Here is a 23,345-nt window from a genome sequence, read left to right as displayed (position 1 = left end):
ATCTTATATAAATAGTAACCACACTTATTAAATGGTTTGCATGAATTTAGGCTTAGATATCCGCACACTCTGTTTAATCATGGTCTTTTTATCGGGCACCTATTGTGTCGGGTTGTTGATCAAACAACACAGTCAGCCTCAAACCACAGGCGTACGCACGCTTTTCTATGCCATCTTGTTATTTATGATCGGCTTTTCGCTGCTCAGCTTCGGAAACGACATCAACTTATGGGTTTCCAAGATCCTTTCCAACGCGACTATTGCTGGCGGATTTTGCTTAATCGTACTGAGCTTATGCCAACTCAGACAATCCCCAAAACACTATGCTGTGAGTAGTGGACTAGCACTACTGATAACCATTGCCGCTCTTATCTACTTCACCTTTATTGCCCCCTCAACAAACGCTCGCGTGATTGTAATGAGCCTGTACATTACGCTCTGTAGCCTAGCGAGCATCAAAGTCATTAATGTTGGTACAGCCAAAGACCCTAGTTCTTCGCTAAGACTTTTGCTCGTTGTCTTAATCCTCCATTCAGTGTTCATGATGTATCGAATCTGGTTCACTCTAAATGAGGGCAACATAGGCGATTTCTTGTACGCAGGTAGCATTCATCAGTTTGCCATCATTATCACTGCGCTTTTGATTAGTACTCTCGGGTTTACTTATAGTTGGATTCTTAACACTCGGCTCATGCAGTCTCTCTATAGCTCATCACTCAAAGACAGCCTTACCCAAGTCTATAATCGCGGTGCCATGACTGAGCTGATTCCTCGTGAGATCATACGCAACACTCGTTTTAACAACTCCATCTCTTTCATTATTCTGGATATCGATCATTTCAAGGAGATCAATGATAGATACGGTCATCAAACAGGTGACAGGGTATTAAGTGGCATTGGGCGATTATTACTCAATGAACTAAGAGGCCATGACCTTGCTTTTCGCTATGGCGGAGAAGAGTTCTTAATTGTGCTCCCTGAAACCAACTTTGACGGCGCTTGCCAAGTCGCTGAAAAACTCAGATTGCTGATTGAGCGCCAAAGGTTTTGGCTCAAGCAACCAAAACCTATTACTGCTAGTTTTGGGGTAAGCCTTCACCAAAAGGAAAACAGTCTCGCTCGTACCGTTAAGCAAGCGGATATTGCTCTCTATTACGCCAAAGAACATGGTCGGAATGCCGTTGGGTGCTTTGACCAAAATCACAATACCTCTTCAGCGGTAGACGAGGCTTATTTGCTAGGTACTTCATCTCATTAATACTTAAGTACTTCGATTAAACGGCGTAAGTTAAATGCATCATTAATGACTTCGCCACCTCATATCACTGATTCCAATAACAGTTGCTATCCAGTTAACAGCTGACTATTCTCTCTGCTTGCAATGGATTACACAGAGAAAGAATAATGAAAGACAGCTACTCCTACCCTATCGGTGAACCTGGCAAAAAGTGGACAGACGTTGAGCGCACAGCTTGGCGTGAAAGCCAAACAATCAAGCGCGAATACCAACAAGAAGTTGTGCCAAAGATCAAAGCTCTTGCAGAACGTTTCGATGTAGAGCAATACGGCGCACTGAGCTATGACGAAGCTCGCTTCCCTCTATTCGCCATCAAAACGAAAGCTTGGGATGAGAAAAAGCCAACGGTACTCGTGACTGGTGGTGTTCATGGCTACGAAACCAGCGGTGTTCATGGCGCGCTGAAGTTTGCAGATACACAAGCTGAACACTACAGCCAATACTTCAACATCGTTGTAGCGCCTTGTGTGAGCCCTTGGGGTTACGAAGTGATCAACCGTTGGAATCCAAACGCTGTCGATCCAAACCGCTCTTTCTACGACAATACGCCTGCAGAAGAGTCAGCGAACTTACGTGCACTCGTTGCTTCACTTCCACAAGAAGTACTGATGCACATTGATCTTCATGAAACAACAGACTCTGATGAGACCGAGTTCCGTCCTGCTCTAGCTGCGCGCGATGGCCTTGAATACATCGAAGGTATGATCCCAGATGGCTTCTACACAGTCGGTGACACAGAAAACCCGCAGCCTGACTTCCAAGCAGCAGTTATCGCTTCTGTAGAGAAAGTTACTCACATCGCGCCTGCGGATGCCGACGGTAAGATCATCGGTTCAGCGGTGACTCAATACGGCGTGATCAACTACCCAATGAAAGAGCTTGGTCTATGTGGCGGCGTAACCAGCTGCAAGTACGGTACAACAACCGAGGTTTACCCAGATAGTGACAAAGTGACTGACGAAGAGTGTAATGATGCTCAAGTTGCGGCAATCGTGGGTGGCTTGGAGTATGTGATTAAGCATGAGCTAAGCGCTTAACGTACTCTATAAATAAAAGAGCGACTCGCATCAGATGCTGTCGCTCTTTTATGTATCTGCTATTCAGGATTATCCCTTATCGCTAAAGTCACCTTACAGTGCGAAACTAAAACCTAGGCTGTAATCATCGCCGTTTTTCGCAGTGTACTCTTTGTCTTCACTGCACGCAGTTGGTCGGCCTTTCTCATCACCTTGTACCAAGCTAACCCAGTGTCTGATGCCTGAAGAGTAGCTCTCTTCCGTTTGACCAAATGTGGTACATGTCTCTAGCTGAATATCTTCGATATTTACAAGTTCTAGACGACCAGTGCCGGCACGAGCACCAATGGTAACCTCTACGTGTGTGCCGCTTTCGTCACGGAACAGGATTGCTGAAGGCTTAGATTTGTCGCCTGCGTAAGCCACAAAGTGCTTCGCTCTTTTCAGACCCGTGTGTTCACCATTCTTAAAGTAAACTTGCACGTGACGGTAATCGATCTCATAGCTAACTGCATCTTCATGCGAACCACTCTCTAAAGGGAAAAGCGTGTCTAGCAGTTGCTTCGCCATGCGTTGCTTTTCCATCTGTTTATCCGCTTTAACCATTTCGACAGCAAAGACAGCTTCAGCGATAAAGGTAGAATGGTTTCTGTGAAGTTCTGTTTTATCCAATGTAAGCATGTTCATAGTCTTTCCCTCGTACGGCTTTAAATTCCATCTAGATCAAAAAGCTTAATCGACCCGTTTTTAATTGATTATTGCGTTGTGTTTTGCAGTAACTAAAGACTACATCGATTTTAGAAACAATTTCACAACAAAAACTTCACAGTGTTAATTTTACAGATTTTGTCAATTTTACAGCGCGAGATCATCCTAATCAGAGAACCTAAAACTGATTCAAAACCCTTCCTATATCACTGAAATTAAAAACAAAAAAAGCCGCACTAATAAGTGCGGCACCTTGGGCTTGGTAAATAACAGGGATTTTACAGTTTCACTTTTTTTGTGAAATTCGTTTTATTAGATTTCTGTTATCTGGTCGATTCCTTTAACTTCAGGCGCATCGCATGAAGTACAGGTTCAGTGTAACCACTAGGCTGAGCACAACCTTCGAAAACCAACTGACAAGCAGCAGAAAACGCAATGCTATTTTCAAAATCATCCGCCATGTTGCGGTAATTTGGGTCTCCTGCATTTTGCTCATCAACCACTGCAGCCATGCGCTTCATTGTGGCCATCACTTGTGCTTCATCACAGATACCGTGACGAATCCAGTTTGCAATGTGCTGACTTGAGATACGCAGTGTTGCACGGTCTTCCATCAATCCAACATCGTTGATGTCTGGCACCTTAGAACAACCAACACCTTGGTCAATCCAGCGCACTACGTAACCCAAAATACCTTGGGTGTTGTTATCAAGCTCACTCTGAATATCTTGAGCAGTCAGCTTTTGGTTACCTAGCAATGGAATCGTTAGGATGTCGTCGACATTCGCTCTTACACGCTCACGGAGTTCTTTTTGACGACTCGGTACGCTCACTTGGTGGTAATGAAGTGCATGCAGTGTTGCTGCAGTCGGTGATGGTACCCATGCTGTGTTCGCACCCGCTTTAGGATGACCTAATTTAGCTTCCATCATCTTGGCCATGTTGTCTGGCTCTGGCCACATGCCTTTACCAATTTGCGCCTTGCCTTGTAGGCCACACGCTAAACCGAGATCGACGTTTTGATCTTCGTACGCGCCAATCCAAGTCATGGTTTTCAGTTGTGCTTTTGGAGCAAACGGGCCTGCTTCCATGCTGGTATGGATCTCATCACCAGTACGGTCTAGGAAACCGGTATTGATGAATACCACACGGTCTTTCGCAGCGCGGATACACTCTTTCAAGTTAACCGAGGTACGGCGCTCCTCATCCATAATGCCCACTTTAATCGTGAAACGCTCAAGACCTAGGGCATCCTCAATTCGACCAAACAATTCGTTGGTAAAAGCCACCTCTTCTGGGCCATGCATCTTAGGTTTTACGATGTTGATGCTATTGGCTGTCGAGTTTTGGTATGGGCTGTTACCTTTCAAATCATGCATTGCGATAAGCGAAGTGATCATGCCATCCATGATGCCTTCTGGTACTTCATTACCGTTTTCGTCGATAATGGCTGGGTTAGTCATTAAGTGCCCAACATTACGCACAAACAGCATGCTTCGACCTTTCAGAGAAATCTCTCCACCGCTAACACTGGTGTACTGACGATCTGGGTTGAGGCTGCGAACAATAGTCTTACCATTCTTCTCAAGTGACTCTTGCAAGTCACCTTTCATCAAGCCTAACCAGTTTCGGTAAGCAAGCGCTTTATCTTCACCATCTACTGCTGCAACAGAGTCTTCACAGTCCATAATGGTCGTCAGTGCTGCTTCAACCAGAACGTCTTTAACCCCAGCAGCATCTACGCTGCCGATAGGTGCACTCGGATCAATTTGGATTTCGATATGAAGGTTATTGTGTTTAAGAAGAATACAAGAAGGTGCACTTGCCTCACCTCGGTAGCCGATGAACTGACTGTGCTCGATAAGCGTAACTTCTTCACCGTTCTCTAGCGTTGCGGTAAGAGTATTACCTTTGCTGACATTACTGATGCTGTATTTGGTGACGTCTTTGTGGGAAACACCGTTTAATGGCGCTGCTTCGTCTAGAAATTCGCGAGCATACGCAACTACCTTGGCACCACGTACTGGGTTGAAGCTACCCCCTTTCTCTGCGCCATCTTCTTCGCTGATCACATCCGTGCCGTAAAGGGCATCGTATAGGCTACCCCAACGTGCGTTTGCGGCATTAAGTGCAAAACGCGCATTCATAATAGGCACTACAAGTTGTGGGCCTGCTTGAGTTGCGATCTCTGGTTCTACGCTTGCTGTGGTGACTTCGAAATCGTCACCTTCTGGAACAAGGTAACCAATCTGCTGTAGGAATTGCTTGTACTCAACCGGATCCAGCGTTTGACCAGCACGCTCTTGGTGCCACACATCAATTTGATGCTGAAGGTCATCACGCTTAATCAATAATTCTCGGTTCTTTGGGGCAAGGTCTTTGAGGATATCAGCAAAAGATTGCCAAAAATCTTCGGCGTTAATGCCTGTTCCCGGAATGACCTGTTCATTAATTAACTGGTAGAGGGTGCTATCAATGTTCAAGCTTCCCTGTTGAATACGACTGCTCATAAAATCTCTCTCAAATTAACCGATGACTACTCAATAAACTACGTAACGGACCAAAATTTAGCTAATTTATGCCATTTATATTGAATATTCATGAAAAAAATACCCGTAAATCGGGGCTATCCTGTCACGCCGCTCTCTATTTCACTAGCGACACTTTTAATCAAACGACGCATCCATTGATGGTCGGGATTACTCTGCAATAACGGACTCCATGCCATCTTCACCTCAAAAGGTTCAATAGCAAATGGCGCAGGCTTGATCAGCAAATTAGGGTTATCTCTTTGCAGTTGAGCCGCCTTTGTTGGAATCGTCAGAATCAGATTCTTCTGTTGGGCAAAAAGAATGGCCGACAAATAATGTCGCGTAAACACGGTGATGTTTCTCGTTTTACCGATGCGCATTAGTGCCTCATCTATCCACCCCAATTTCTGTGCTTCACTTGGGTTGATCCCGACGCCAGTACCCATTCCCGTCTTGCTTACCCAAATATGTTGAGCTTTTAAATACGACAAAAGGCTAAAGTCATCGGCAATTGGGTTGTCACAACTAAACAAACAGGAGAAGCCGTCGTGCCAAAGGCTCATCTGATGGAAGGACTGAGGGATGTTGTCAAAACGGTTGATAATAATATCAACGGTGCCCTGTTCTACGTCCTGATAACTCACGTCACTGGGCGTCATAATATCGAGACGAATCTTCGGTGCGATCTCACTAAGCCTTCTTAATAATGGCTGAATAATGGTCGATTCTGCGTAGTCACTCGCCATGATTCGGAACACGCGTTCGCTGTCTTCCGCCCGGAATTCGGTGGTTGGCTGCAACGTCTTCTCTACATTAGCCAAGATATTTCGAATCAACGGCTGAAGCTTTTGCGCGCGCTCCGTTGGTATCATCCCTTCACTGGTCCTCACCAATAATGGGTCCTCTAAAAGGTCACGCAATCGACGAAGCCCATTACTCATGGCTGGCTGAGTAATACCCAATTGTTTGGCTGCACGAGTCACGTTTCGCTCTCGCAATAACATGTCTAAATACACAAGTAGATTAAGGTCTATACGAGCAATATTCATATAAAAAATACCGAATATAATAACTATAAATTAACAAAATTATCACATGTGTGATTATTCTTTGTCCATAGCAAAGTTTTAATCCAAGCCAAATTTGGCAAACATACCCCACGTGAAACTAAGGAATAGTTATGTCGCAAATCACACAAGATATCGAAATGATCGAAGTTGCAAAACGTGCTGCTGGTGCTCCATGGGATGCTATCAACCCTGAATCTGCTGCTCGTATGCGTGCTCAAAATAAATTCAAAACCGGTCTAGACATTGCGCAATACACGGCAGACATTATGCGTGCAGATATGGAGGCTTATGACAAAGACAGCTCTCAATACACTCAATCTTTAGGTTGCTGGCATGGTTTTATCGGTCAACAAAAACTGATTTCAATTAAAAAGCATTTTGGCGGTAAAACAGATCGTCGTTACCTATACCTTTCTGGTTGGATGGTTGCGGCATTACGTTCAGAATTCGGCCCTCTTCCAGACCAATCAATGCACGAAAAAACAACCGTTGCTGGCCTAGTTGAAGAGCTATACACATTCCTACGTCAAGCAGATGCTCGTGAGCTAGGTGGTCTATTCCGTGAACTAGACGCAGCACGTGAAGCAGGTGATGTTGACCTACAAGACTCTATTCAAGACAAAATCGACAACCACGTAACACACGTTGTACCAATCATTGCGGATATCGATGCAGGTTTCGGTAACGCAGAAGCGACTTACCTAATGGCTAAGCAGATGATTGAAGCGGGTGCTTGTTGTCTACAGATTGAAAACCAAGTAGCGGATGAGAAGCAGTGTGGTCACCAAGACGGTAAAGTAACGGTACCTCACGCAGACTTCCACGCGAAACTACGTGCACTTCGTTACGCTTTCCTAGAGCTAGGCATCGACAACGGCATCATCGTTGCGCGTACTGACTCACAAGGTGCAGGTCTAACAAAAGAGATCGCTGTAGTGAAAGAGCCGGGTGACCAAGGCGATATCTATAACTCTTACCTAGATGTAGAAGAGATCGATGTAGCTGACATGAAGCAAGGCGACGTTTGCTTCAACCGTGACGGCAAGCTTGTTCGTCCTAAGCGTCTACCTTCAGGCCTATACCAATTCCGTCAAGGTACTGGTGAAGACCGCTGTGTATTTGACTGTATTGAAGCAATCAACGCAGGTGCTGACCTACTTTGGATTGAGACTGAGAAACCACACATTGGTCAAATCAAAGAGATGATGGATGGCGTTCGTGCAGTACACCCTAATGCGAAACTGGTATACAACAACTCACCATCATTCAACTGGACACTAAACTTCCGTCAACAAGCATACGATGCAATGGTTGAAGCTGGTGAAGACGTTTCTGCATACGACCGCGCTAGCCTAATGAGTGCTGAATACGACGAAACTGAGCTGTCTAAGCGTGCTGATGAGAAGATCCGTACCTTCCAAGCAGATGCGTCTCGTGAAGCAGGTATTTTCCACCACCTAATCACGCTACCAACGTACCACACGGCTGCGCTATCTACAGATAACCTAGCGAAAGAGTACTTCGGTGACCAAGGTATGCTGGGCTATGTTGCAAACGTTCAACGTAAAGAGATTCGCCAAGGCATTGCTTGTGTTAAACACCAAAACATGTCTGGTTCAGATATGGGTGATGATCACAAAGAGTACTTTGCTGGTGAGAACGCACTGAAAGCTGCGGGTGAGTTGAATACTTCACACCAATTTGACTAATCGCTTAACGAGCTTCCTCTCTTCTTCTCCTGGTGAGAGGGGAAGCTCATCTTACTCAGCTTTTATCCCCCGAAGGCTTGGTATCAAATAAACAAAACGCGATTTTTTCAAAAGCCAGATTTGCGTGATAAACCACTGTCCCTTCTCGCTCTTCTGGCTAAACTAATACCATTCATGTTGTTGAGAGTGCCTATGATTTCTGTACCTACCTACTTACAAGATGCAAAAGAACTGCTAACTGACGATGGCTTTGCAACCGGTGATATTTGGTATCACGGAACCTCTTCAGCCTTGCTTGCTTCCATTAAAGGTCAAGGGCTGAAACGCTCTGGAGACAAAGCACTGAATGAAGCAGCGCAGAAAACAATGGCCACGATTGGCAATAACTACACCGAATCGACTGAGCCTGTATTCCTGACTCAAAGTAAAGAGCTGGCATACTACTGGGCGCAACAAACGGTACGTGAACGTAGCGTACGTTTCGAAGGTGATGAGCAACCTATCGTACTGGCGGTTAACTTATCAGAAAAACAACGAGCGAAAGTAAGACCGGACGTGGGTGCAATGAGCCTATTAATGATGAGTATCGGCGAGAACTTCATGGCACACTTAGCTAAGGTATACCAAGAGTGTGGTATTGAAGGACCGGATATTGATCTTCGCTCCGCAGATCGTATGGACTACCAAAATAAGCTCGGCATGGCGTATATCAACGAAGACATCAGCCGCGCATGCATCAGCGAAGTGCTTGAACCAGAAATGGCTGACTGATTGATATCACATTAAGCTATATAGAATTAAAAAGAGGACTCATTGAGTCCTCTTTGTCGTTTTGGTGCTGCTAATTTTCTTAGCTGAATAACCTAGATCATTATCAGACCGCTATTAGCCGCCAATGCTATTTACCACCAATGCTTAGACGCGCGAAGCGCACATCTGGAGCAAAGAAGGTGCGACTATCATTGCTGAGCTGGCTATTACCTACAGCATCAATTTCTTGCAGCATCTTGTAGAAGTTACCCGCAACTGTAATACCGCGAACAGGTTGAACTCTCTCGCCATCTCGGCACAAGAAACCACTCGCACCAAATGAGAAGTCACCGCTCACCGCATCTGCTCCCGAATGAACACCTTGCAGCTCTACCAACTCCAAGTACTCACCCGCTTTCACTTCTGCTACACTACTTTGGCCTGTTGTAATCACACGATGGTTTGCTGATACATCTAAGCTCGATTTAGCACCACGCGCTGCACTTGCCGTCGATGTTGCACCTAGGTAGCTCGCTGTTTGGCTGTTATGAAGTAGTGTATTTAACTGACCATCGACAATAATCGCATTGTCTTGAGTCGCAAAGCCTTCGCTATCAAAGCCCGCGATCGCCATACCATTCGGCATATACGCTTTATCGGTGAACGACAACAATTCACTCGCGATACCTTGACCTAACTTGTCGCCGAGTGGCGTAATGCCTTTCATAGCACTCACCCCAGAAAATGCACTGCCGAACGCGCCGAACAAGCTGCTAAGCGCGTTAATGTTGAAAATCGCAGAATAGTTCCCAGTAGCAACTGGAGCACCATCAAGCAGATCACGAGCTAGGTTGTAACCTTCTTCAATGCAGTAGGCTGGCTGCAACTCATCGAAGCGACGACCTACTGACATTTTGCCCGCCATTGACTGCTTACCATCTTTCTCAAATAGCGTGTAGGCATAACAGTTAAACGAACGCTCAAAATGCTTACATAGTGAGCCTTGAGTATTGGCAATGATCAATTGTGACTCACCATCGCTGTAACCATTGTAAGGCGAGCTCTTCGCATGAGGTTGACTCACCACACCTTGCTCAAGCGCCAAAGAGAGCTCGATTTTTTCATCAACCGACGTTGTGTCTTGTTGAGCAATCTCAGCCACATCCGTCGTAATGGTACTGTTCACACAACTGATGGTTTGATGCTCATCCTGCTTAGAGAAACGAGCACTCTGCAATGCATTCGTCAGCAGTAGATCAAGGCTTGGTTGCTCTAGGGATTCCGAGTAACTAGTCGCGACACGTGCATCTTTGACCACACGCACACCCAGAACTTGGCTTGAGCTCACTTTATATTCATCAAGCTGGCCTTGGTTCGCTTTAAGCGAGAAACTATTGCTGCTGTTAACGATAACATCTGCTTCAGCACCTTGGCGTTTCGCTTCGGCAAGTACGTATTCAACGGCATTAAAAAGTTGTTGTTCTTGACTCATTAGTTACCGCCTCCTACTAGGATGTTATCGACCTTCAACGTAGGTTGGCCAACCGTCGTCGGTACCGAACCACTCACCGAACCACACATACCCGGTGCTAACGCCATATCTTGTCCAACCATGCTGATCTCTTTCAGCACTTTAGGACCAGTGCTAATCAAAGTCGCTGTCTTCAATGGCTTGGTGACTTTACCATTCTCAATCAAGTAAGCTTCGCGGACCGCAAAGTTAAACTCACCAGTGCCCGGCTGCACCGAGCCACCGCCCAGCTTCTTCGCGTAGATACCGCGTTCAATGCCTGCGAACATCTCATCAAGAGTATGTTCACCCTCTTCGATGAAGGTATTACGCATACGAGACGTTGGTGCGAACTTGTAGTTTTGACGACGACCCGATCCCGTCGGCTCATAACCGGTTTTCATGCCACCCATTTTGTCAACCATAAAGCTAGTGAGCTTACCGTCTTTGATCAGCTGAGTACGCTGTGTCGGCATGCCTTCATCATCAACGTGAATGGAGCCCCACTCATTAGTCATGGTGCCATCGTCCACTGCGTTTACAGCGGTATGCGCGATCATTTCACCCATTTGGTCATGGAATACAGATGCTTTCTTAGCAACAGAAGTAGTCTCTAGTAAGTGACCACACGCTTCATGGAAAATTACCCCACCAAAACCATTACCAATCACCACTGGCATTTCACCAGATGGACAAACATCCGCACCCAATTTGATCAGGGCTTGCTGGGCAATGCTTTGACCCAGCTCTTTGGCATCTAACTGCTCACTAAATTCCCAACCAGCGAGTGCCCCCGGCCCCTCCATACCAGAAGACTGCTCAGTACCCTTTTGCGCAACAGTGTTACCCGAAACACGAATGTAGTGGCGAGTATCGTCAACGTGAAGGCCTTCTGAGTTGAAGATAGAGACTTGCTGCTCGCGTTGTAGCGCACTGCCGATAAACTGACTGATGTACTCACTTTCTGCACGAGCCGCTTTGTCCGCTTGCAGTAAGAACGCAATTTTTGAATCAAGGTTCGCGTCTTTGCTCAATGGCATACGACAGCCATGCTGCACTGGGTAACGGTTCAGATTCAGAGCACCTGCAGAAGCAATTTGCTCACGTTTATCTTTTGCCGCAAGCAGTGATGTTACGCGTTTTAGTTCATTCTCATCGGTACTGTTGGTGTAGCCATAAAGGACTTTATGACCGAAGAAGAGGCGTATACCGATACCAAAATCGATACCCGAGTTAACCTTGTCCACTTCACCAGACGCAATTTGTACGCTGCTGGTTTGGTGGTGCTCAACGAATAGCTCTGCGAAATCAGCCCCTAAAAAGAGAGCGTGATCGATCACCGCTTTCGCCGTTACAGAATTAAGCATGAAATCTCCTTGCTCGTTGATATTCCTAGCCAATCTAGCCTACGCATCAGCACCTCTTCATTATGCGATTCAATCGTTTACGGCACTGAAGACATGTTGGCAATGCGTTAAATTTTAACATTATTTGTAGTATATGCTCTAAACAAAGCCGAATTTATTAAGCTACTAAAAAGCTAAATTCTTTACACTGAGTGTAAATCTTATGAACTCCACCCCCAGCGTATTCATACCTTTCGATACACATCTAGATAGACTGAATCCAAAAATAAAACGCTGACTAAGCAGCGTTTTACATGGATTACTAAAATCAGTTATGTGACTCGTTATGATTTAGCAGCTGGGGATTTTGAAGCAGCTTTACCATAGAACTTTATAAACGACTGCTCTGAAAATACGCTCAGCATTCGATTAAAGTTCTCTCGCTCTTCCGGTTCAATCATTCGCGATTTAACTTTGAGTTCGGTTTTGATAGAGAGCTCTGTCGGTGATACTAGAGTCACTTGACGTATCAACGAGCCTAGTGGGTGGCTCAATTCTAACGTTGGCGGCACGTCAGTAATTTCCCATACATCATTGGTATCATATTTGATAGTCGAAGTGATATTTACGCCATGGAAAAGCGCAGGATATAGCTCATTAAACATCTTTAATTCTGACAGCTCACGCTCAATCCAAGCGTCAGACTCTCCATAGCTCAGCTCTTCTCCAACAACTAGGAACGGTTCTAGAGTAGCTTCGGAATGAATCACAGAACCTTTAGTCATCGCATCAATATTCTCAACACGAAATTCTGGGTGACCTATTGATGAAATGACTTCGTGATACTCATCGGTCAATTTATTCAGACGGTCATCATCATTCAACTCAAACAAATTAGATCGCACAGCTGCAGCATACTCGCCAACATAACTGCGCTTCTGAGTCTCTTTTTGCCCGCCAAACTCATCAAACACAATCTTTGTTTGTGTATGTACCTTCCAGCGATAAGGACTTTTTTGTACCTGACCAAGTTGCGTGTTTACTGTTAATGGCAGCGAGACTTTCCCTTGTACCCATGCAGGCGTATATTGCCAGTGAGTTTGAGAGTCTGTTGGATCAACGCAATAACGCTGACCATCATATTCAAAACAGACGATGACATGATTGAATGCCAACATACTTGGTATGATAACTCTTTTAGGGTCATTTCGGTTTGTAGCTACCAATACTAATTCTGGTTCTAAATTGAGTTTCTTCAACAGACTCAAAAGCAAAGTAGATTTATCTTTGCAATCGCCAAATCGATTTTCTATCGTCTCTGCAATATCATGAGGCGTCATTGCATGGCCGAATTCAGAGCGCGAAACATATCGAATATCTCGAGAGACAAACTCCAAAATACGCTCTATCTTTTCATCCGTACTTTTCGCTCCTACTGTTAGCCTTAAAAAGAGGTTATCCAAACCAGTTTGGTCTGTCGAAGCTGCCGCCATCCTCGTTGACGCTAAATCTGCTACATCTTGCCAAGAATTTAACGAACCCAACGAAACACGGTTGATTCCATCACGCCACAAAACTTGATAGTCCCCTTCAAAGGCAGGAATATCCTCCCCCTGACAGTCGAGGGTGTTATTCAACTGTTCACACTCAACAACTTCGGTGTCTTTGGACCAGGATATCGAAGATTCATTACTCCAACTTACATTGAGTTTATACGCAGCAATTGGGTAGTTTTGTTGAGTAAATAACTCTTCAGCCCAGTCATGTTCCATCATCGAACGCTGAGTAACAACCTGATATTTCAGTATCGCAACACTTCCTTCCTCTAGGCCAGGAACAGCCAACGCGAGTTCTTTTCGACTGGAAAATGTGTTGTAACTACCAGTGTTCAACAACTGGACTTGTAAGGGTGAGATCTGTTTTACAACACCAGCAGGAGAAACCGAAGCGGCAGCCTGAATAACCACTTGTTGATAACTCGGGTCGAAATACAAACTCATCGTGCCATATGACTCAGTATCGACAAACCGAGGGAAATAATTGACTACAGTTCTTTGTTCAATAACTTGTTCTTTCTGAACATCGAACTCTATATCTCTGAGCAGCTGTACCATCTCAGAATATTGATTGTCTTGAGGGATCAACAATAGAGTATCTTTGAGGCCATCTTGAGAAAGATCCCATCCAACACTAGACAATTCATAAGCGTGAATGATTGAGAAATTTGACAAAGTTGCCAAGGCTAATGCCAATAACTGATTAAATCTCATTGCAGTGTAAACTCCCTGATCATCGCTTCAAATTGAGGCTTCCTACGATTGAACGACAACTCAGGTTGGGAGAGCACGCCAAGCAACTCGTATGTCTTATCTTGTGAATGAATTAATGCCAAAAAGGCAGCAGCGTCAGGCTTGAAGGTTTCTTCAACACAGATAACTTCAATCTTTACGACAAATTCATCTCCTATAAATCGACGTTCCTCCCTACAGCTAGAATTACCAATTTGCTCTCCGAACCACTGACGACGCCATTGTATATGATCATTGACGTCGTTAGCCGAGAACTTCCCATTTTCAAAAACCGTAAAGTAAGCATCAAAATCTTCACTTTCAAATTCAGCTAATGCGGTGCCATCAGAGTACGTACCGACTTCCACTTGTTGCCACCCTTTTCCATGGAAGGTCAACTGATAGTCATGATTTTCTTGTACGAATACACTTCCATCAGAGAAAGTATCCAACTTCTCTACCATTAATGGAGAGATAATAGAGAAGACAAATAAACCCAAAACTGTCGGTGTCATGACTAGTACGATCACCCACTCTAATGGATTGAAACCGCGCTCCTTGCCTGTGAACTCGATTCCTTTAACCTGTTTTTTATAGGCGTTTACACGATAGGCGATAGCACCAAACGCGATGGCAGCAAGTATGTATACAACAAACTCTAGCCATGCTGGGGTTGCCCATTTGGAAGTCACAGAGAAGTACAGCGTGGTTAGTACGAAGCCTAGACAGCCCAAGTCATATATGGTTTTAACCTTCGACTCAGTACTATCATCTTCTAAATCACTCAGTGCCTTACCTAAGTTTCGAAAAGCGAAAAACTGCACGATGGCAAAGTAAGGAACGAATACCCATAACCAAGGTTTAAAATCAGCTCTAGATATAAGCTTGATTTCTTTAACGCGACGGTAAAGCCAGAAACTGGAATAGAGGCCAAAGGTGCAGAAAAACAAGAGCGCATCTACGAACGGTTTTCTTGGATAAGAAGCCTTTATTTTTCCTGGCTTTTGTTCACTAGGTGAAGAGATATTTTGTGTTTCGTCGCAAGGCATATTGGTGATTTCTTGCATTTGTAAAAATCCATGTTTTATTTTCAAGCCAACACATCACAATCAACGATTAATGACGATTCTAAAGACATTGCTTCATCTACTAGATGAATAAATTTCATGCTAAGTAGTTATTATATTTATATTTTATAAACTGAGAATGTTAACAGGGATGCATTGAAACATGAATGAAAAATAACAAACAATAACTGACAGTTGTGATAGTTTTACAAAACGCACATCATGGATGTGATAAGGATAACTAACGAAAAGAGTAAATGGCTCTCTCGATACACCTTTGACTATTTTGAGACAACCATTAGCGACAAATATAGAGACACGAAGCCATTAAGAGTAGGGATAAATCTACTAGCAAAGACACTTCAATTTATTAAGTTACTAAAAAGCTAAATTCTTTACACTGAGTGTAAAAACCCTGAAAGGTAAGCGATAACTTGATCCGCTAAAGAGGAACACCGCTCTTAGGTCAACAGCATTTAAAAGACTTCCCAAAGAGCGTCATCACTACGAGAGGCAAGGGCTCTGCGAATCCCAAAGCCATGTAAACCTCATCTCTTTCATAACTTTTTCTCGATGTACTGAGCCAAAACTCGGAACAAAATAGGTAACGCTTTATACCGTATTTACACCAGTAATCAGCGGTAAAATAATCATCAGAAAAACAGCAAGACCGAACCCGGAATAGCCAGTATGAATGATGACGCCAAACACCTTCTTAACCAGCTTTGCGCTGAATACGATGCTCTTTCTGAGACATGCCAGTCTCGACCGTTTCCCGAGTTTTCCGAAACCATACACACCGAGTTTGGTCATTGCTTCGTGCGCTGCCCTGTGGGAAGCCAGCGCTTTAGCATTGTGTCGGTTAACTTCTCCCCCTCTGTCCGCAGTCAAGGTGTGCTGACTGAGTTCATCGACTATGTAAAACGCTCGCCTTACCACTACCGAGGCATTGAAGTCGCAATCATCGAAAACAGAAGATTAGCGCAGCATCTGTTATCACTCGGTTGGAGATACAAATCTCTGTTCACCAAACTCTTTCGCTCCAATACACCCACACTAGTACAAGATTTTTGAACTCAACCACGCGTATTTACGGCAAATTTAGTTCAATGGTATGACTAATTCATTGGAGCTAACCGACTGATACATAAGCTTACAACTTGCTCTAATAACAGTCAGCAATACTGATCTGAGTTAATAAATCGACTGCAAAATAACCTTACTTTTAAAATGGTTTAATAATAAAAATATAAGGAAGCAGTCATGAAAAAAATTCTAGCCCTCGCTATAGCTACAGCAGTCTCAACACCCGTATTCGCAGACCACACCACCATCAATGGTATGGACTTTGGCCCACTAGCGAAACTTGTCGGTACATGGAAATCTATTGATGCTGCAGGCGTAGATGTTTCCCCCGGCCAGAAAGGCACAGAAGTTGGCGCAGGTGGCCCAGCGGTGACCCCGTTTTATGAAGTGATGACGTTTGAAGTCGCAGCGGATGCAACCAATGCCAGTGATCAGTACCTTGTTGCGCTGTACTACAAGCAAGAGGTATTCAGAAAGTCGGATGATTCTAAGTTCCATGATCAGCGTGGTTACTTCATTTACGATCAGAAGAATCAAATCGTCTACAACTCATTTTGCGTACCAAGAACCACCTGTGTCACAGCAGAAGGGCCTGCAGGTGACAACATGACACTGGTTTCTTCGAAGCGCGGCATCGCAGAGTCTGAATACATGACCGACAACGCGAAGACCACTGACTTCACCATGAACTTAGTGATTTCGGATGAGCAAATCACTTACTCTCAAACCACGGGCTTAGAGATCTATGACAACGTGTTCGCTCACACCGACTCAAGCACTTTGGTTAAGGTCGACTAGCAAGATCAAGCCTTCGAAGTAATAGTTCCAGAACAAAACTAACGCCCAATGCACATCTGCTTTGGGCGTTTTCTCATTCCCTTCTAAGCTCGCTATTATTACCAAGTTATTAATAATTCGAACTAAATCGCGCCCTTCTCTCTGTTTGTGAGCTAAGATTTTAAGTAACTCAATTTATAAGCGGTACCGCTAAAACAAGCCCTAAGGGAGAGGTGATGGAAAGGCCACTCGTCGCACTTAAACGTGCCAGTAAAAGCTTTGTCGATGGCAAAGAAAACCATCAAGTATTAGAAGGTGTCGACTTTGCACTAAAGACAGGTTCAAGTGTGGCGTTAACAGGAGCCAGTGGAAGTGGGAAAAGCACTCTACTGAATATGATTGCAGGGTTTGAGCCGCTATCTTCTGGAGAGCTGTGGCTAGATGGCGACAACACCAACTTCTGGAAAGACCCACACTGGAGCCAGTTTCGCCATCAAAAGCTCGGCGTGATCTTCCAGCAGTTCAACCTATTAACGCCCCTGAATGTAAAACAAAACATCTCCTTTCCACTACATTTGAATCAACAACAATGGAATGACTGGTGTGACTATTTGGTCGAGACACTTGGCATCAACCAACTGCTAGAAAGACATGTATCTGCGCTATCCGGCGGCCAACAGCAACGAGTGGCGATCGCACGAGCCCTAGCACATCAACCCAAACTGCTGCTCGCCGATGAACCAACAGGCAACCTCGATCAAAAAGCCGGTATCGAAGTGATGAAGCTACTGAGTGAAATCACAACCCAAGGAAACACAGCAGTTCTATTGGTCACCCACAGCAACGACTGCGCCGATTTTATGCAAACACGTCTGCGCCTTGAAAACAGCGTGCTGCATAACGATCAGCGAGTGCGTCCACAAAGCCAAAGCGACGCCTTATATGAAGCACGCTAAAGTTAACGCTTTCAAATTCAGTCATACCAAACTTGCGCTGAATCTGTTCGCCGCCCACTATCGGCAAGCGCCCCTCCAAGCTGCAGCAATTTTAATTGGCATTGTATTAGCCGTGACCCTGTTTGTTGCAGTGCAAGCCATCAACCTCAACGCCAAGCGCAGTTATGCGGAATCTACCGAGCAGCTCAGCGCACAAGCTCAGAACCTAATTATTCCACCAGCAGGGCAAAACTACTTACCGGAATCACTTTACTTCACTCTAAGACAGCAAGGGTTGAGCGCCGCACTGCCTGTGATTGAAGGAAGAGTGAGAGACGAGCAAGGTCGCCGTTGGTCGATACAAGGCAGTGAACTGATCACTGCGATCACCTCACGTTCGCGATACGCATCTGACAACGATCAGAATGTTTCTCTATTCGATAGCCTATTACCGCTGCCAGAACTGTTAGCAAACGAGCCACTCGTGATGATGAGCCAATCGCAGTACCAAAATATCGGCGAACTCGACACGCTGGTTTTGGACGACAATAAAACGCAAGTTGCGGTTTTACCCGATGAATGGCAGCTCGGTAGCCGAATGTTGATGGATATTGGATTTGCGCAGACGTTGCTTAATAAACAAGGTCAACTCAGTTACATCGCCGTTTTCGATTTGGGGAATGACAATCAAGCCGCTTGGCAAAAATACATTGGCGACCAAGGGCAATGGATAACCAATAATCAAAGCACCGATTTAGGCTCTCTTACCGACAGCTTTCATCTCAATCTAACGGCAATGAGTTTACTCGCATTTCTGGTCGGACTGTTCATCGCCTATAACGGCGTAAAATACAGCTTACTCAAACGTAACCGGCTGCTCGTGCAAATTCAGCAAGCCGGAATAGCGCCCACTCTTGTGCTCTCAGCCTTGTTGGTCGAGCTCACCATCTTAGTGGCCATTGGTGCCTCAATCGGCTTTGTTCTGGGTATGCAGCTCAGCCATTGGCTACACCCAACCGTAGCTCTTACCTTAGAGCAACTTTATGGTGCGACGTTACTGCCGGGAACATGGCAGTGGCAATGGTGGGTTCAAGCTCTACTACTCACTTTGGCCGCGACACTGCTTGCGTGTTGGCAGCACTTTAAACAACGAGTGCAACAACCGCTCTCTTCCCATGGCGGATATTACCAAGCGCCAGATTCATCCAATGAAAACCAACTATTTATTGCAGGCGTGCTACTCACCATCATGGCATTAACAGGGCTTTGGCTGAGCGAACATCATCGTTTCACCATGGCATGGTTGGGTCTATTAGTAGTGTCGATTCCTCTATATCTTCCGAAAACACTGATGGTATTAGCGGTTTGGTGTGAACAGCGCACGCATTCTGGGTTAATGCAGTATCTGTTTGCAGAATTGCGAGAGCTTATCTCCCCTCTGTCTCTGGCGATGATGGCACTGCTTCTCGCCGTGACCGCCAATATGGGGATGAATACCTTAGTCGGCAGCTTTGAATCAACACTCAAACAGTGGCTTGAACAGCGACTTCATGCGGACATCTATGTCAGCCCATCTCAAAGGGAAATCGCCAATGTTGAGCTAGCTTTAGAGCAATTTGAAAACGTCCAAACCGTTTACAAACAGTACTACGTTGACGACAATCTGAATGGCTTACCCATTTTGCTCGGCACCAAAGACAAAGACACTTTAGAGCAGACCATGGTGTTTCAATCTCGGATAGATGACTTTTGGTCGCGTTTTTACCAAGGTGAAGTCGTCGCCATCAGCGAACCAACTGCAGTGAAACTTGGGTTATCACTGGAAAGTGAATTTAAGCTCGACGCGATTCCCAACAAAGAACTCATCGTCGGTGCTGTTTTCCATGATTACGGTTCCCCAAATGGAGAAGTACTCCTAGCGCCACAACTATGGCGACAAAGCGGATTCACTGACTTGCCCACCAGCCTTGGAATTAAAGTCTCTAGCAATCCAACGTTGGTTTATGAGCAGTTACGTACAGAGTTGAATCTGCACCCAAATCAGCTCTACGACCAAGCGCAGATCAAATCCATCGCTTTGGATATATTCTCGCAGACCTTTGCCATCACCCGAGCCTTAAATGGCGTTACATTGATGGTTGCTGTAGTCGGCCTGTTCACTGCCTGTTTTATGTTGCTCGATGCGCGAAAAGCCGCGATTGCAAGGTTGTATGCACTTGGTGTGAATCGTAAAAAGCTGATGGCGATGGTGATCGGGCAGATTGCAGCTCTGGTTAGTTTTACTCTGGTGATCGCCTTACCATTGGGCGCTTTAGTCGGTTATGTGCTCACCGATGTTGTTACCCTGCGCGCCTTTGGCTGGAGTTTGAACTATCTATGGGATTGGAGCGATGCACTGAGCATTTCGGCCGTAACCATTGTGGTCGGGGTGGTTGCCACCCTAATACCGCTTTGGCGTTTAGTGAGTAAACCTGTCGTCTCCAGTTTGCAAAGTGAGGTTTTGTAATGATACACCCCATCAAACTCAACACACTTACACTACTTGCTCTGGCACTGGTTGGTTGCGAAGAGCAGCAACCTCAAACCATGGGGACACTATTGGGAAGTGCTGAAAGCGACCAATCACAAGATGACCAGTTCACACCCGTTATGGAAGGAATTGAAATCAACTTTCCCGCAGATCACCAAGCCCATCCCAACTTTCGCCATGAATGGTGGTACTTAACCGCCAATTTAACCGATGAAGAAGGGCAATCACTCGGTGTACAGTGGACCCAATTTCGCTTCGCGGCCGCTCCACCATCTAATTCAAATGAAGCCAAGAAAACGCAATGGCAAAGCAACCAGATCTACATGGCACACAGTGCTGTTACAACGAATACAAAACACTACGCCGATGAAAAATGGTCTCGTGACCACGCAGCTTTAGCAGGTGTCGATACTTCGCCATTTCGTGTTTATCTTGATGATTGGCAATGGACATCGTCGACCGAAGATCTTTTCCCAGCAACGTTAAATGCAAGATCTGAACAGTTCGGCTACTCGCTCACTCTCAACAGTAGCGCGCCTTATCAAAAGCAAGGTACGCAGGGTTACAGTGTAAAAAGTGCCGATGGGCAGGTGGCTTCTTACTACTACAGCCAACCGTTTATTGATGTTTCTGGAGAAGTCATCATTGATGGCAACACGCATCAAGTCTCCGGAAAAGGCTGGATAGATAGGGAGTGGAGCTCGCAGTTCTTGCTTGATTCACAGCAGGGGTGGGATTGGTTTGCATTAAGGCTTGATGAAGAAACTAGCCTAGTGGTATTCCAACTGCGCGACTCAAAAACAGGAAGCGCAAGTTACTCCCATGCACGCTTAATGCATAAAGACGGTTCAGGCACTGCTATTGCACAAGATGAGATTGTAATGCGTGTAAAAAAATATGCGGAAATCGACAACCGAGACTATCCAACTGAGTGGACAGTTTCGATTCCAAACCACGAAATTGAACTTACCGTTTCAGCACTTAACCCCAACGCAAAAATGCCGCTGTCAGTCCCATACTGGGAAGGCCCAGTCACCATCCAAGGTTCTCACTCTGGAAGTGGCTATATGGAGCTGACGGGGTATTGAGTGAAAGCATAGCTTCTGAGTAGAAACGGTTTGTAGCGGGTGCGTCAAACCGGTTCTTTAGGGTTAGGTCAACACCATGAGAGACTAACTGCTCAATCGCGTAAATGTCTAATGAACCGACATATTTTGAAAAACCTTCCACAGGGAGAGCTTTCTCCACTGAACATGTTTAAGTTAAAAGTAAGTATCGGGTTTCTCATCATAACCTTGTAAACAGAATGCTAAGTTCGCTACTCCTGTAGTCTTGCTATACGTGAGCGAGGAGAAACCTACAAGCTTTTAGCATCGCTGTTAAATACATTTTTATGTGGCATTTTCACAAGAAACTAATACTTCCACCTGTTCACTAGATAGATAAGTAATTTCCAGACAAGTTAAATGCCAAACACCGTCAATTAGCTCTGCTCTGGCATCGAACACGCCATCACCATGTACTCCTTCCACTTCATACTGCATTTCTGCATAGCCAGATATTTCAGAACTACTCAGTGTCCCCTGCTTTAAGTCGATAGAATACGGTGCACCTATATTCTCCTGGAACTTGCTAGTTTGTTCCAAAGTACTAAGAGCCAGCTTTGTGGAGCCTGACTCTTCAAATGAATCATTTACACTGATAGTAACCCCAATGGCGAGAACAACACCTGAGACTATTAATGTTAAAGACGCAACTGACCACCTCCTCTGTGATTTTTTAAATTCCTCTACACTGCTCCATTGGTTATGGTTCCAAGCCCATTCATTACCTTTGAAGCCCAAAATGAAGGGCATCACTAGGTTAACAAATGGTACCAATACCCATAATGCCCTATAAGTCCTGAAGCGAATACCCCAGATCCAATTGAAGAAAAATGCTCCCCAATTCCATCCTTTTAAATCATCTGGAAACTCTTTCTGATTTTGCATTTACCTTCGGACTCCTCTTGTCACATATCACGTGCTAAATGGTATTCAACGGACAGTAACAATACCCACGTGTTCCGAATCAACCTTGCGCAACTCGTAAGTGCATTACTTAGTTTCTTATTCAACTACCTGTATCATCGCTCCAACAGTATTTAACTTATCCGGAATGGGGCCGCATTTGACCTCATACGTTTCACCCGCTTTCACACTAGCTTTTACTGCAGGAAACGCATATTCATCACCAACTATACAGTGAGTCAAAACGACATAATCACCTGGCAACATATGAATTTCCTTCGGATAACCAATAAATGCATCACCGACGTTCTTAAAGTCTTTTTCATCATCAGATAAATCTGTATAGCTAGAAAAAAGGACACGATAGTTTCTACCAGCAAATTCTAGATTTTCACCTTTTAGAACAGCCACTTCATTCAAGGGCTTTTTCGAGCCTTCATATGTGTGAACGACGCCAACACAACCGCTTAGAGAAAATACTGTCAGAAGGATCGCCGACAAACTTAAACTATTTTTCACATATACTCCTCAATACGTGTGATAAAAAATACAACAGTTCTCAGAAAAAACTCTATGCATTCAATGCTATAGATTTCCTGTCTAGTTTTTTGTCGCTAGAATTTTACAGGTGGTTTTTATTTATAAACAAGGACTTAATGTTATACATAATGATGCATTGATCAAAATTTATAAAACCCATAAATAATTCAGCATCA

At 44.8% G+C, this 23,345-nt stretch carries 18 protein-coding genes; 9 read left to right on the top strand and 9 right to left on the bottom strand.

From position 1 onward, the window contains the following. The first annotated feature begins 40 nt into the window (after positions 1-40). Both KI743_RS19780 and KI743_RS19775 read left to right on the top strand, forming a co-directional pair. The gene (locus KI743_RS19780) at positions 41-1,258 is read left to right on the top strand and encodes a GGDEF domain-containing protein (RefSeq protein WP_285467867.1); all 1,218 of its coding nucleotides are present in this window, start codon (positions 41-43) and stop codon (positions 1,256-1,258) included. A 146-nt stretch (positions 1,259-1,404) separates the two neighbouring features. After that, a complete protein-coding gene (locus KI743_RS19775) occupies positions 1,405-2,334 on the top strand; it encodes a M14 family metallocarboxypeptidase (RefSeq protein WP_285467865.1) in 930 nt (309 codons plus the stop codon). A gap of 93 nt (positions 2,335-2,427) precedes the next feature. Here KI743_RS19775 and KI743_RS19770 read toward each other — a convergent pair whose 3' ends face one another. From KI743_RS19770 to KI743_RS19760, 3 genes are all read right to left on the bottom strand, one after another. Further along, complete coding sequence (locus tag KI743_RS19770) at positions 2,428-3,000, bottom strand: malate synthase (protein ID WP_032550467.1); 573 nt, start codon at positions 2,998-3,000, stop codon at positions 2,428-2,430. Positions 3,001-3,344: 344 nt separating this feature from the next. After that, entirely contained in the window at positions 3,345-5,531 is a 2,187-nt protein-coding gene (locus KI743_RS19765; protein WP_285467864.1) for a malate synthase G, read from the bottom strand. 116 nt (positions 5,532-5,647) lie between these two features. Then, positions 5,648-6,601, bottom strand: coding sequence for a LysR family transcriptional regulator (locus KI743_RS19760; protein WP_032550470.1), 954 nt, complete (start codon positions 6,599-6,601; stop codon positions 5,648-5,650). A 131-nt stretch (positions 6,602-6,732) separates the two neighbouring features. Here KI743_RS19760 and KI743_RS19755 point away from each other — a divergent pair, with 131 nt between their 5' ends. After that, the gene (locus tag KI743_RS19755; protein ID WP_152469843.1) at positions 6,733-8,331 is read left to right on the top strand and encodes an isocitrate lyase; all 1,599 of its coding nucleotides are present in this window, start codon (positions 6,733-6,735) and stop codon (positions 8,329-8,331) included. 192 nt (positions 8,332-8,523) lie between these two features. Next, a complete protein-coding gene (locus KI743_RS19750; RefSeq protein WP_285401647.1) occupies positions 8,524-9,102 on the top strand; it encodes a hypothetical protein in 579 nt (192 codons plus the stop codon). Positions 9,103-9,229: 127 nt separating this feature from the next. Here the strand turns inward: KI743_RS19750 and KI743_RS19745 are convergent, their stop codons facing one another. From KI743_RS19745 to KI743_RS19730, 4 genes are all read right to left on the bottom strand, one after another. Beyond that, complete coding sequence (locus KI743_RS19745) at positions 9,230-10,573, bottom strand: TldD/PmbA family protein (RefSeq protein ID WP_285467863.1); 1,344 nt, start codon at positions 10,571-10,573, stop codon at positions 9,230-9,232. Next, complete coding sequence (locus tag KI743_RS19740) at positions 10,573-11,958, bottom strand: TldD/PmbA family protein (RefSeq protein WP_152469846.1); 1,386 nt, start codon at positions 11,956-11,958, stop codon at positions 10,573-10,575. The genes KI743_RS19745 and KI743_RS19740 overlap by 1 nt, the downstream gene beginning before the upstream one ends. Positions 11,959-12,281: 323 nt before the next feature. Next, a complete protein-coding gene (locus KI743_RS19735) occupies positions 12,282-14,207 on the bottom strand; it encodes a DUF3857 domain-containing protein (protein ID WP_285467862.1) in 1,926 nt (641 codons plus the stop codon). Beyond that, positions 14,204-15,292 carry a hypothetical protein gene (locus tag KI743_RS19730; RefSeq protein ID WP_285467860.1) on the bottom strand — a complete coding sequence of 363 codons (1,089 nt, stop codon included), beginning with the start codon at positions 15,290-15,292 and terminating at the stop codon, positions 14,204-14,206. The genes KI743_RS19735 and KI743_RS19730 overlap by 4 nt, the downstream gene beginning before the upstream one ends. 690 nt (positions 15,293-15,982) lie before the next feature. On the opposite strand from KI743_RS19730, the gene KI743_RS19725 reads away from it, so the two are divergent. The 5 genes from KI743_RS19725 to KI743_RS19705 all read left to right on the top strand — a co-directional run bounded on the left by KI743_RS19725 (position 15,983) and on the right by KI743_RS19705 (position 21,708). Beyond that, the gene (locus KI743_RS19725) at positions 15,983-16,366 is read left to right on the top strand and encodes a hypothetical protein (protein WP_285467858.1); all 384 of its coding nucleotides are present in this window, start codon (positions 15,983-15,985) and stop codon (positions 16,364-16,366) included. A 189-nt stretch (positions 16,367-16,555) separates the two neighbouring features. Then, positions 16,556-17,176, top strand: coding sequence for a heme-binding beta-barrel domain-containing protein (locus KI743_RS19720; RefSeq protein ID WP_285467856.1), 621 nt, complete (start codon positions 16,556-16,558; stop codon positions 17,174-17,176). Positions 17,177-17,391: 215 nt separating this feature from the next. Continuing rightward, positions 17,392-18,111 (top strand): ABC transporter ATP-binding protein, encoded by a 720-nt coding sequence (locus KI743_RS19715; protein WP_285467854.1) that lies wholly within the window; start codon positions 17,392-17,394, stop codon positions 18,109-18,111. Next, a complete protein-coding gene (locus tag KI743_RS19710; RefSeq protein WP_285467853.1) occupies positions 18,098-20,596 on the top strand; it encodes an FtsX-like permease family protein in 2,499 nt (832 codons plus the stop codon). Before KI743_RS19715 ends, KI743_RS19710 begins: the two co-directional genes overlap by 14 nt. Continuing rightward, entirely contained in the window at positions 20,596-21,708 is a 1,113-nt protein-coding gene (locus KI743_RS19705; RefSeq protein WP_285467852.1) for a lipocalin-like domain-containing protein, read from the top strand. The genes KI743_RS19710 and KI743_RS19705 overlap by 1 nt, the downstream gene beginning before the upstream one ends. 303 nt (positions 21,709-22,011) lie before the next feature. Here KI743_RS19705 and KI743_RS19700 read toward each other — a convergent pair whose 3' ends face one another. Continuing rightward, positions 22,012-22,611 (bottom strand): cytochrome c oxidase assembly factor Coa1 family protein, encoded by a 600-nt coding sequence (locus tag KI743_RS19700; protein WP_285467850.1) that lies wholly within the window; start codon positions 22,609-22,611, stop codon positions 22,012-22,014. A 117-nt stretch (positions 22,612-22,728) separates the two neighbouring features. Further along, entirely contained in the window at positions 22,729-23,148 is a 420-nt protein-coding gene (locus tag KI743_RS19695; protein ID WP_285467849.1) for a hypothetical protein, read from the bottom strand. Positions 23,149-23,345: the final 197 nt, after the last annotated feature.

Source organism: Vibrio sp. D420a (assembly GCF_030248625.1).
GTDB lineage: Bacteria > Pseudomonadota > Gammaproteobacteria > Enterobacterales > Vibrionaceae > Vibrio > Vibrio fortis_A.
Note: the sequence above shows the minus strand (reverse complement) of the source record. Positions and strands in the feature narration are given on the sequence as shown.

What these genes read in the sequence shown, in the direction of transcription:
- KI743_RS19725 (WP_285467858.1), top strand. Translation starts at nt 15,983, where the DNA reads ATGAATGATGACGCCAAACACCTTCTTAACCAGCTTTGCGCTGAATAC.
- KI743_RS19730 (WP_285467860.1), bottom strand. Translation starts at nt 15,292, where the DNA reads ATGCAAGAAATCACCAATATGCCTTGCGACGAAACACAAAATATCTCT.
- KI743_RS19735 (WP_285467862.1), bottom strand. Translation starts at nt 14,207, where the DNA reads ATGAGATTTAATCAGTTATTGGCATTAGCCTTGGCAACTTTGTCAAAT.
- KI743_RS19705 (WP_285467852.1), top strand. Translation starts at nt 20,596, where the DNA reads ATGATACACCCCATCAAACTCAACACACTTACACTACTTGCTCTGGCA.
- KI743_RS19750 (WP_285401647.1), top strand. Translation starts at nt 8,524, where the DNA reads ATGATTTCTGTACCTACCTACTTACAAGATGCAAAAGAACTGCTAACT.
- KI743_RS19710 (WP_285467853.1), top strand. Translation starts at nt 18,098, where the DNA reads ATGAAGCACGCTAAAGTTAACGCTTTCAAATTCAGTCATACCAAACTT.
- KI743_RS19740 (WP_152469846.1), bottom strand. Translation starts at nt 11,958, where the DNA reads ATGCTTAATTCTGTAACGGCGAAAGCGGTGATCGATCACGCTCTCTTT.
- KI743_RS19715 (WP_285467854.1), top strand. Translation starts at nt 17,392, where the DNA reads ATGGAAAGGCCACTCGTCGCACTTAAACGTGCCAGTAAAAGCTTTGTC.
- KI743_RS19745 (WP_285467863.1), bottom strand. Translation starts at nt 10,573, where the DNA reads ATGAGTCAAGAACAACAACTTTTTAATGCCGTTGAATACGTACTTGCC.
- KI743_RS19755 (WP_152469843.1), top strand. Translation starts at nt 6,733, where the DNA reads ATGTCGCAAATCACACAAGATATCGAAATGATCGAAGTTGCAAAACGT.
- KI743_RS19780 (WP_285467867.1), top strand. Translation starts at nt 41, where the DNA reads ATGAATTTAGGCTTAGATATCCGCACACTCTGTTTAATCATGGTCTTT.
- KI743_RS19700 (WP_285467850.1), bottom strand. Translation starts at nt 22,611, where the DNA reads ATGCAAAATCAGAAAGAGTTTCCAGATGATTTAAAAGGATGGAATTGG.
- KI743_RS19720 (WP_285467856.1), top strand. Translation starts at nt 16,556, where the DNA reads ATGAAAAAAATTCTAGCCCTCGCTATAGCTACAGCAGTCTCAACACCC.
- KI743_RS19760 (WP_032550470.1), bottom strand. Translation starts at nt 6,601, where the DNA reads ATGAATATTGCTCGTATAGACCTTAATCTACTTGTGTATTTAGACATG.
- KI743_RS19775 (WP_285467865.1), top strand. Translation starts at nt 1,405, where the DNA reads ATGAAAGACAGCTACTCCTACCCTATCGGTGAACCTGGCAAAAAGTGG.
- KI743_RS19765 (WP_285467864.1), bottom strand. Translation starts at nt 5,531, where the DNA reads ATGAGCAGTCGTATTCAACAGGGAAGCTTGAACATTGATAGCACCCTC.
- KI743_RS19770 (WP_032550467.1), bottom strand. Translation starts at nt 3,000, where the DNA reads ATGAACATGCTTACATTGGATAAAACAGAACTTCACAGAAACCATTCT.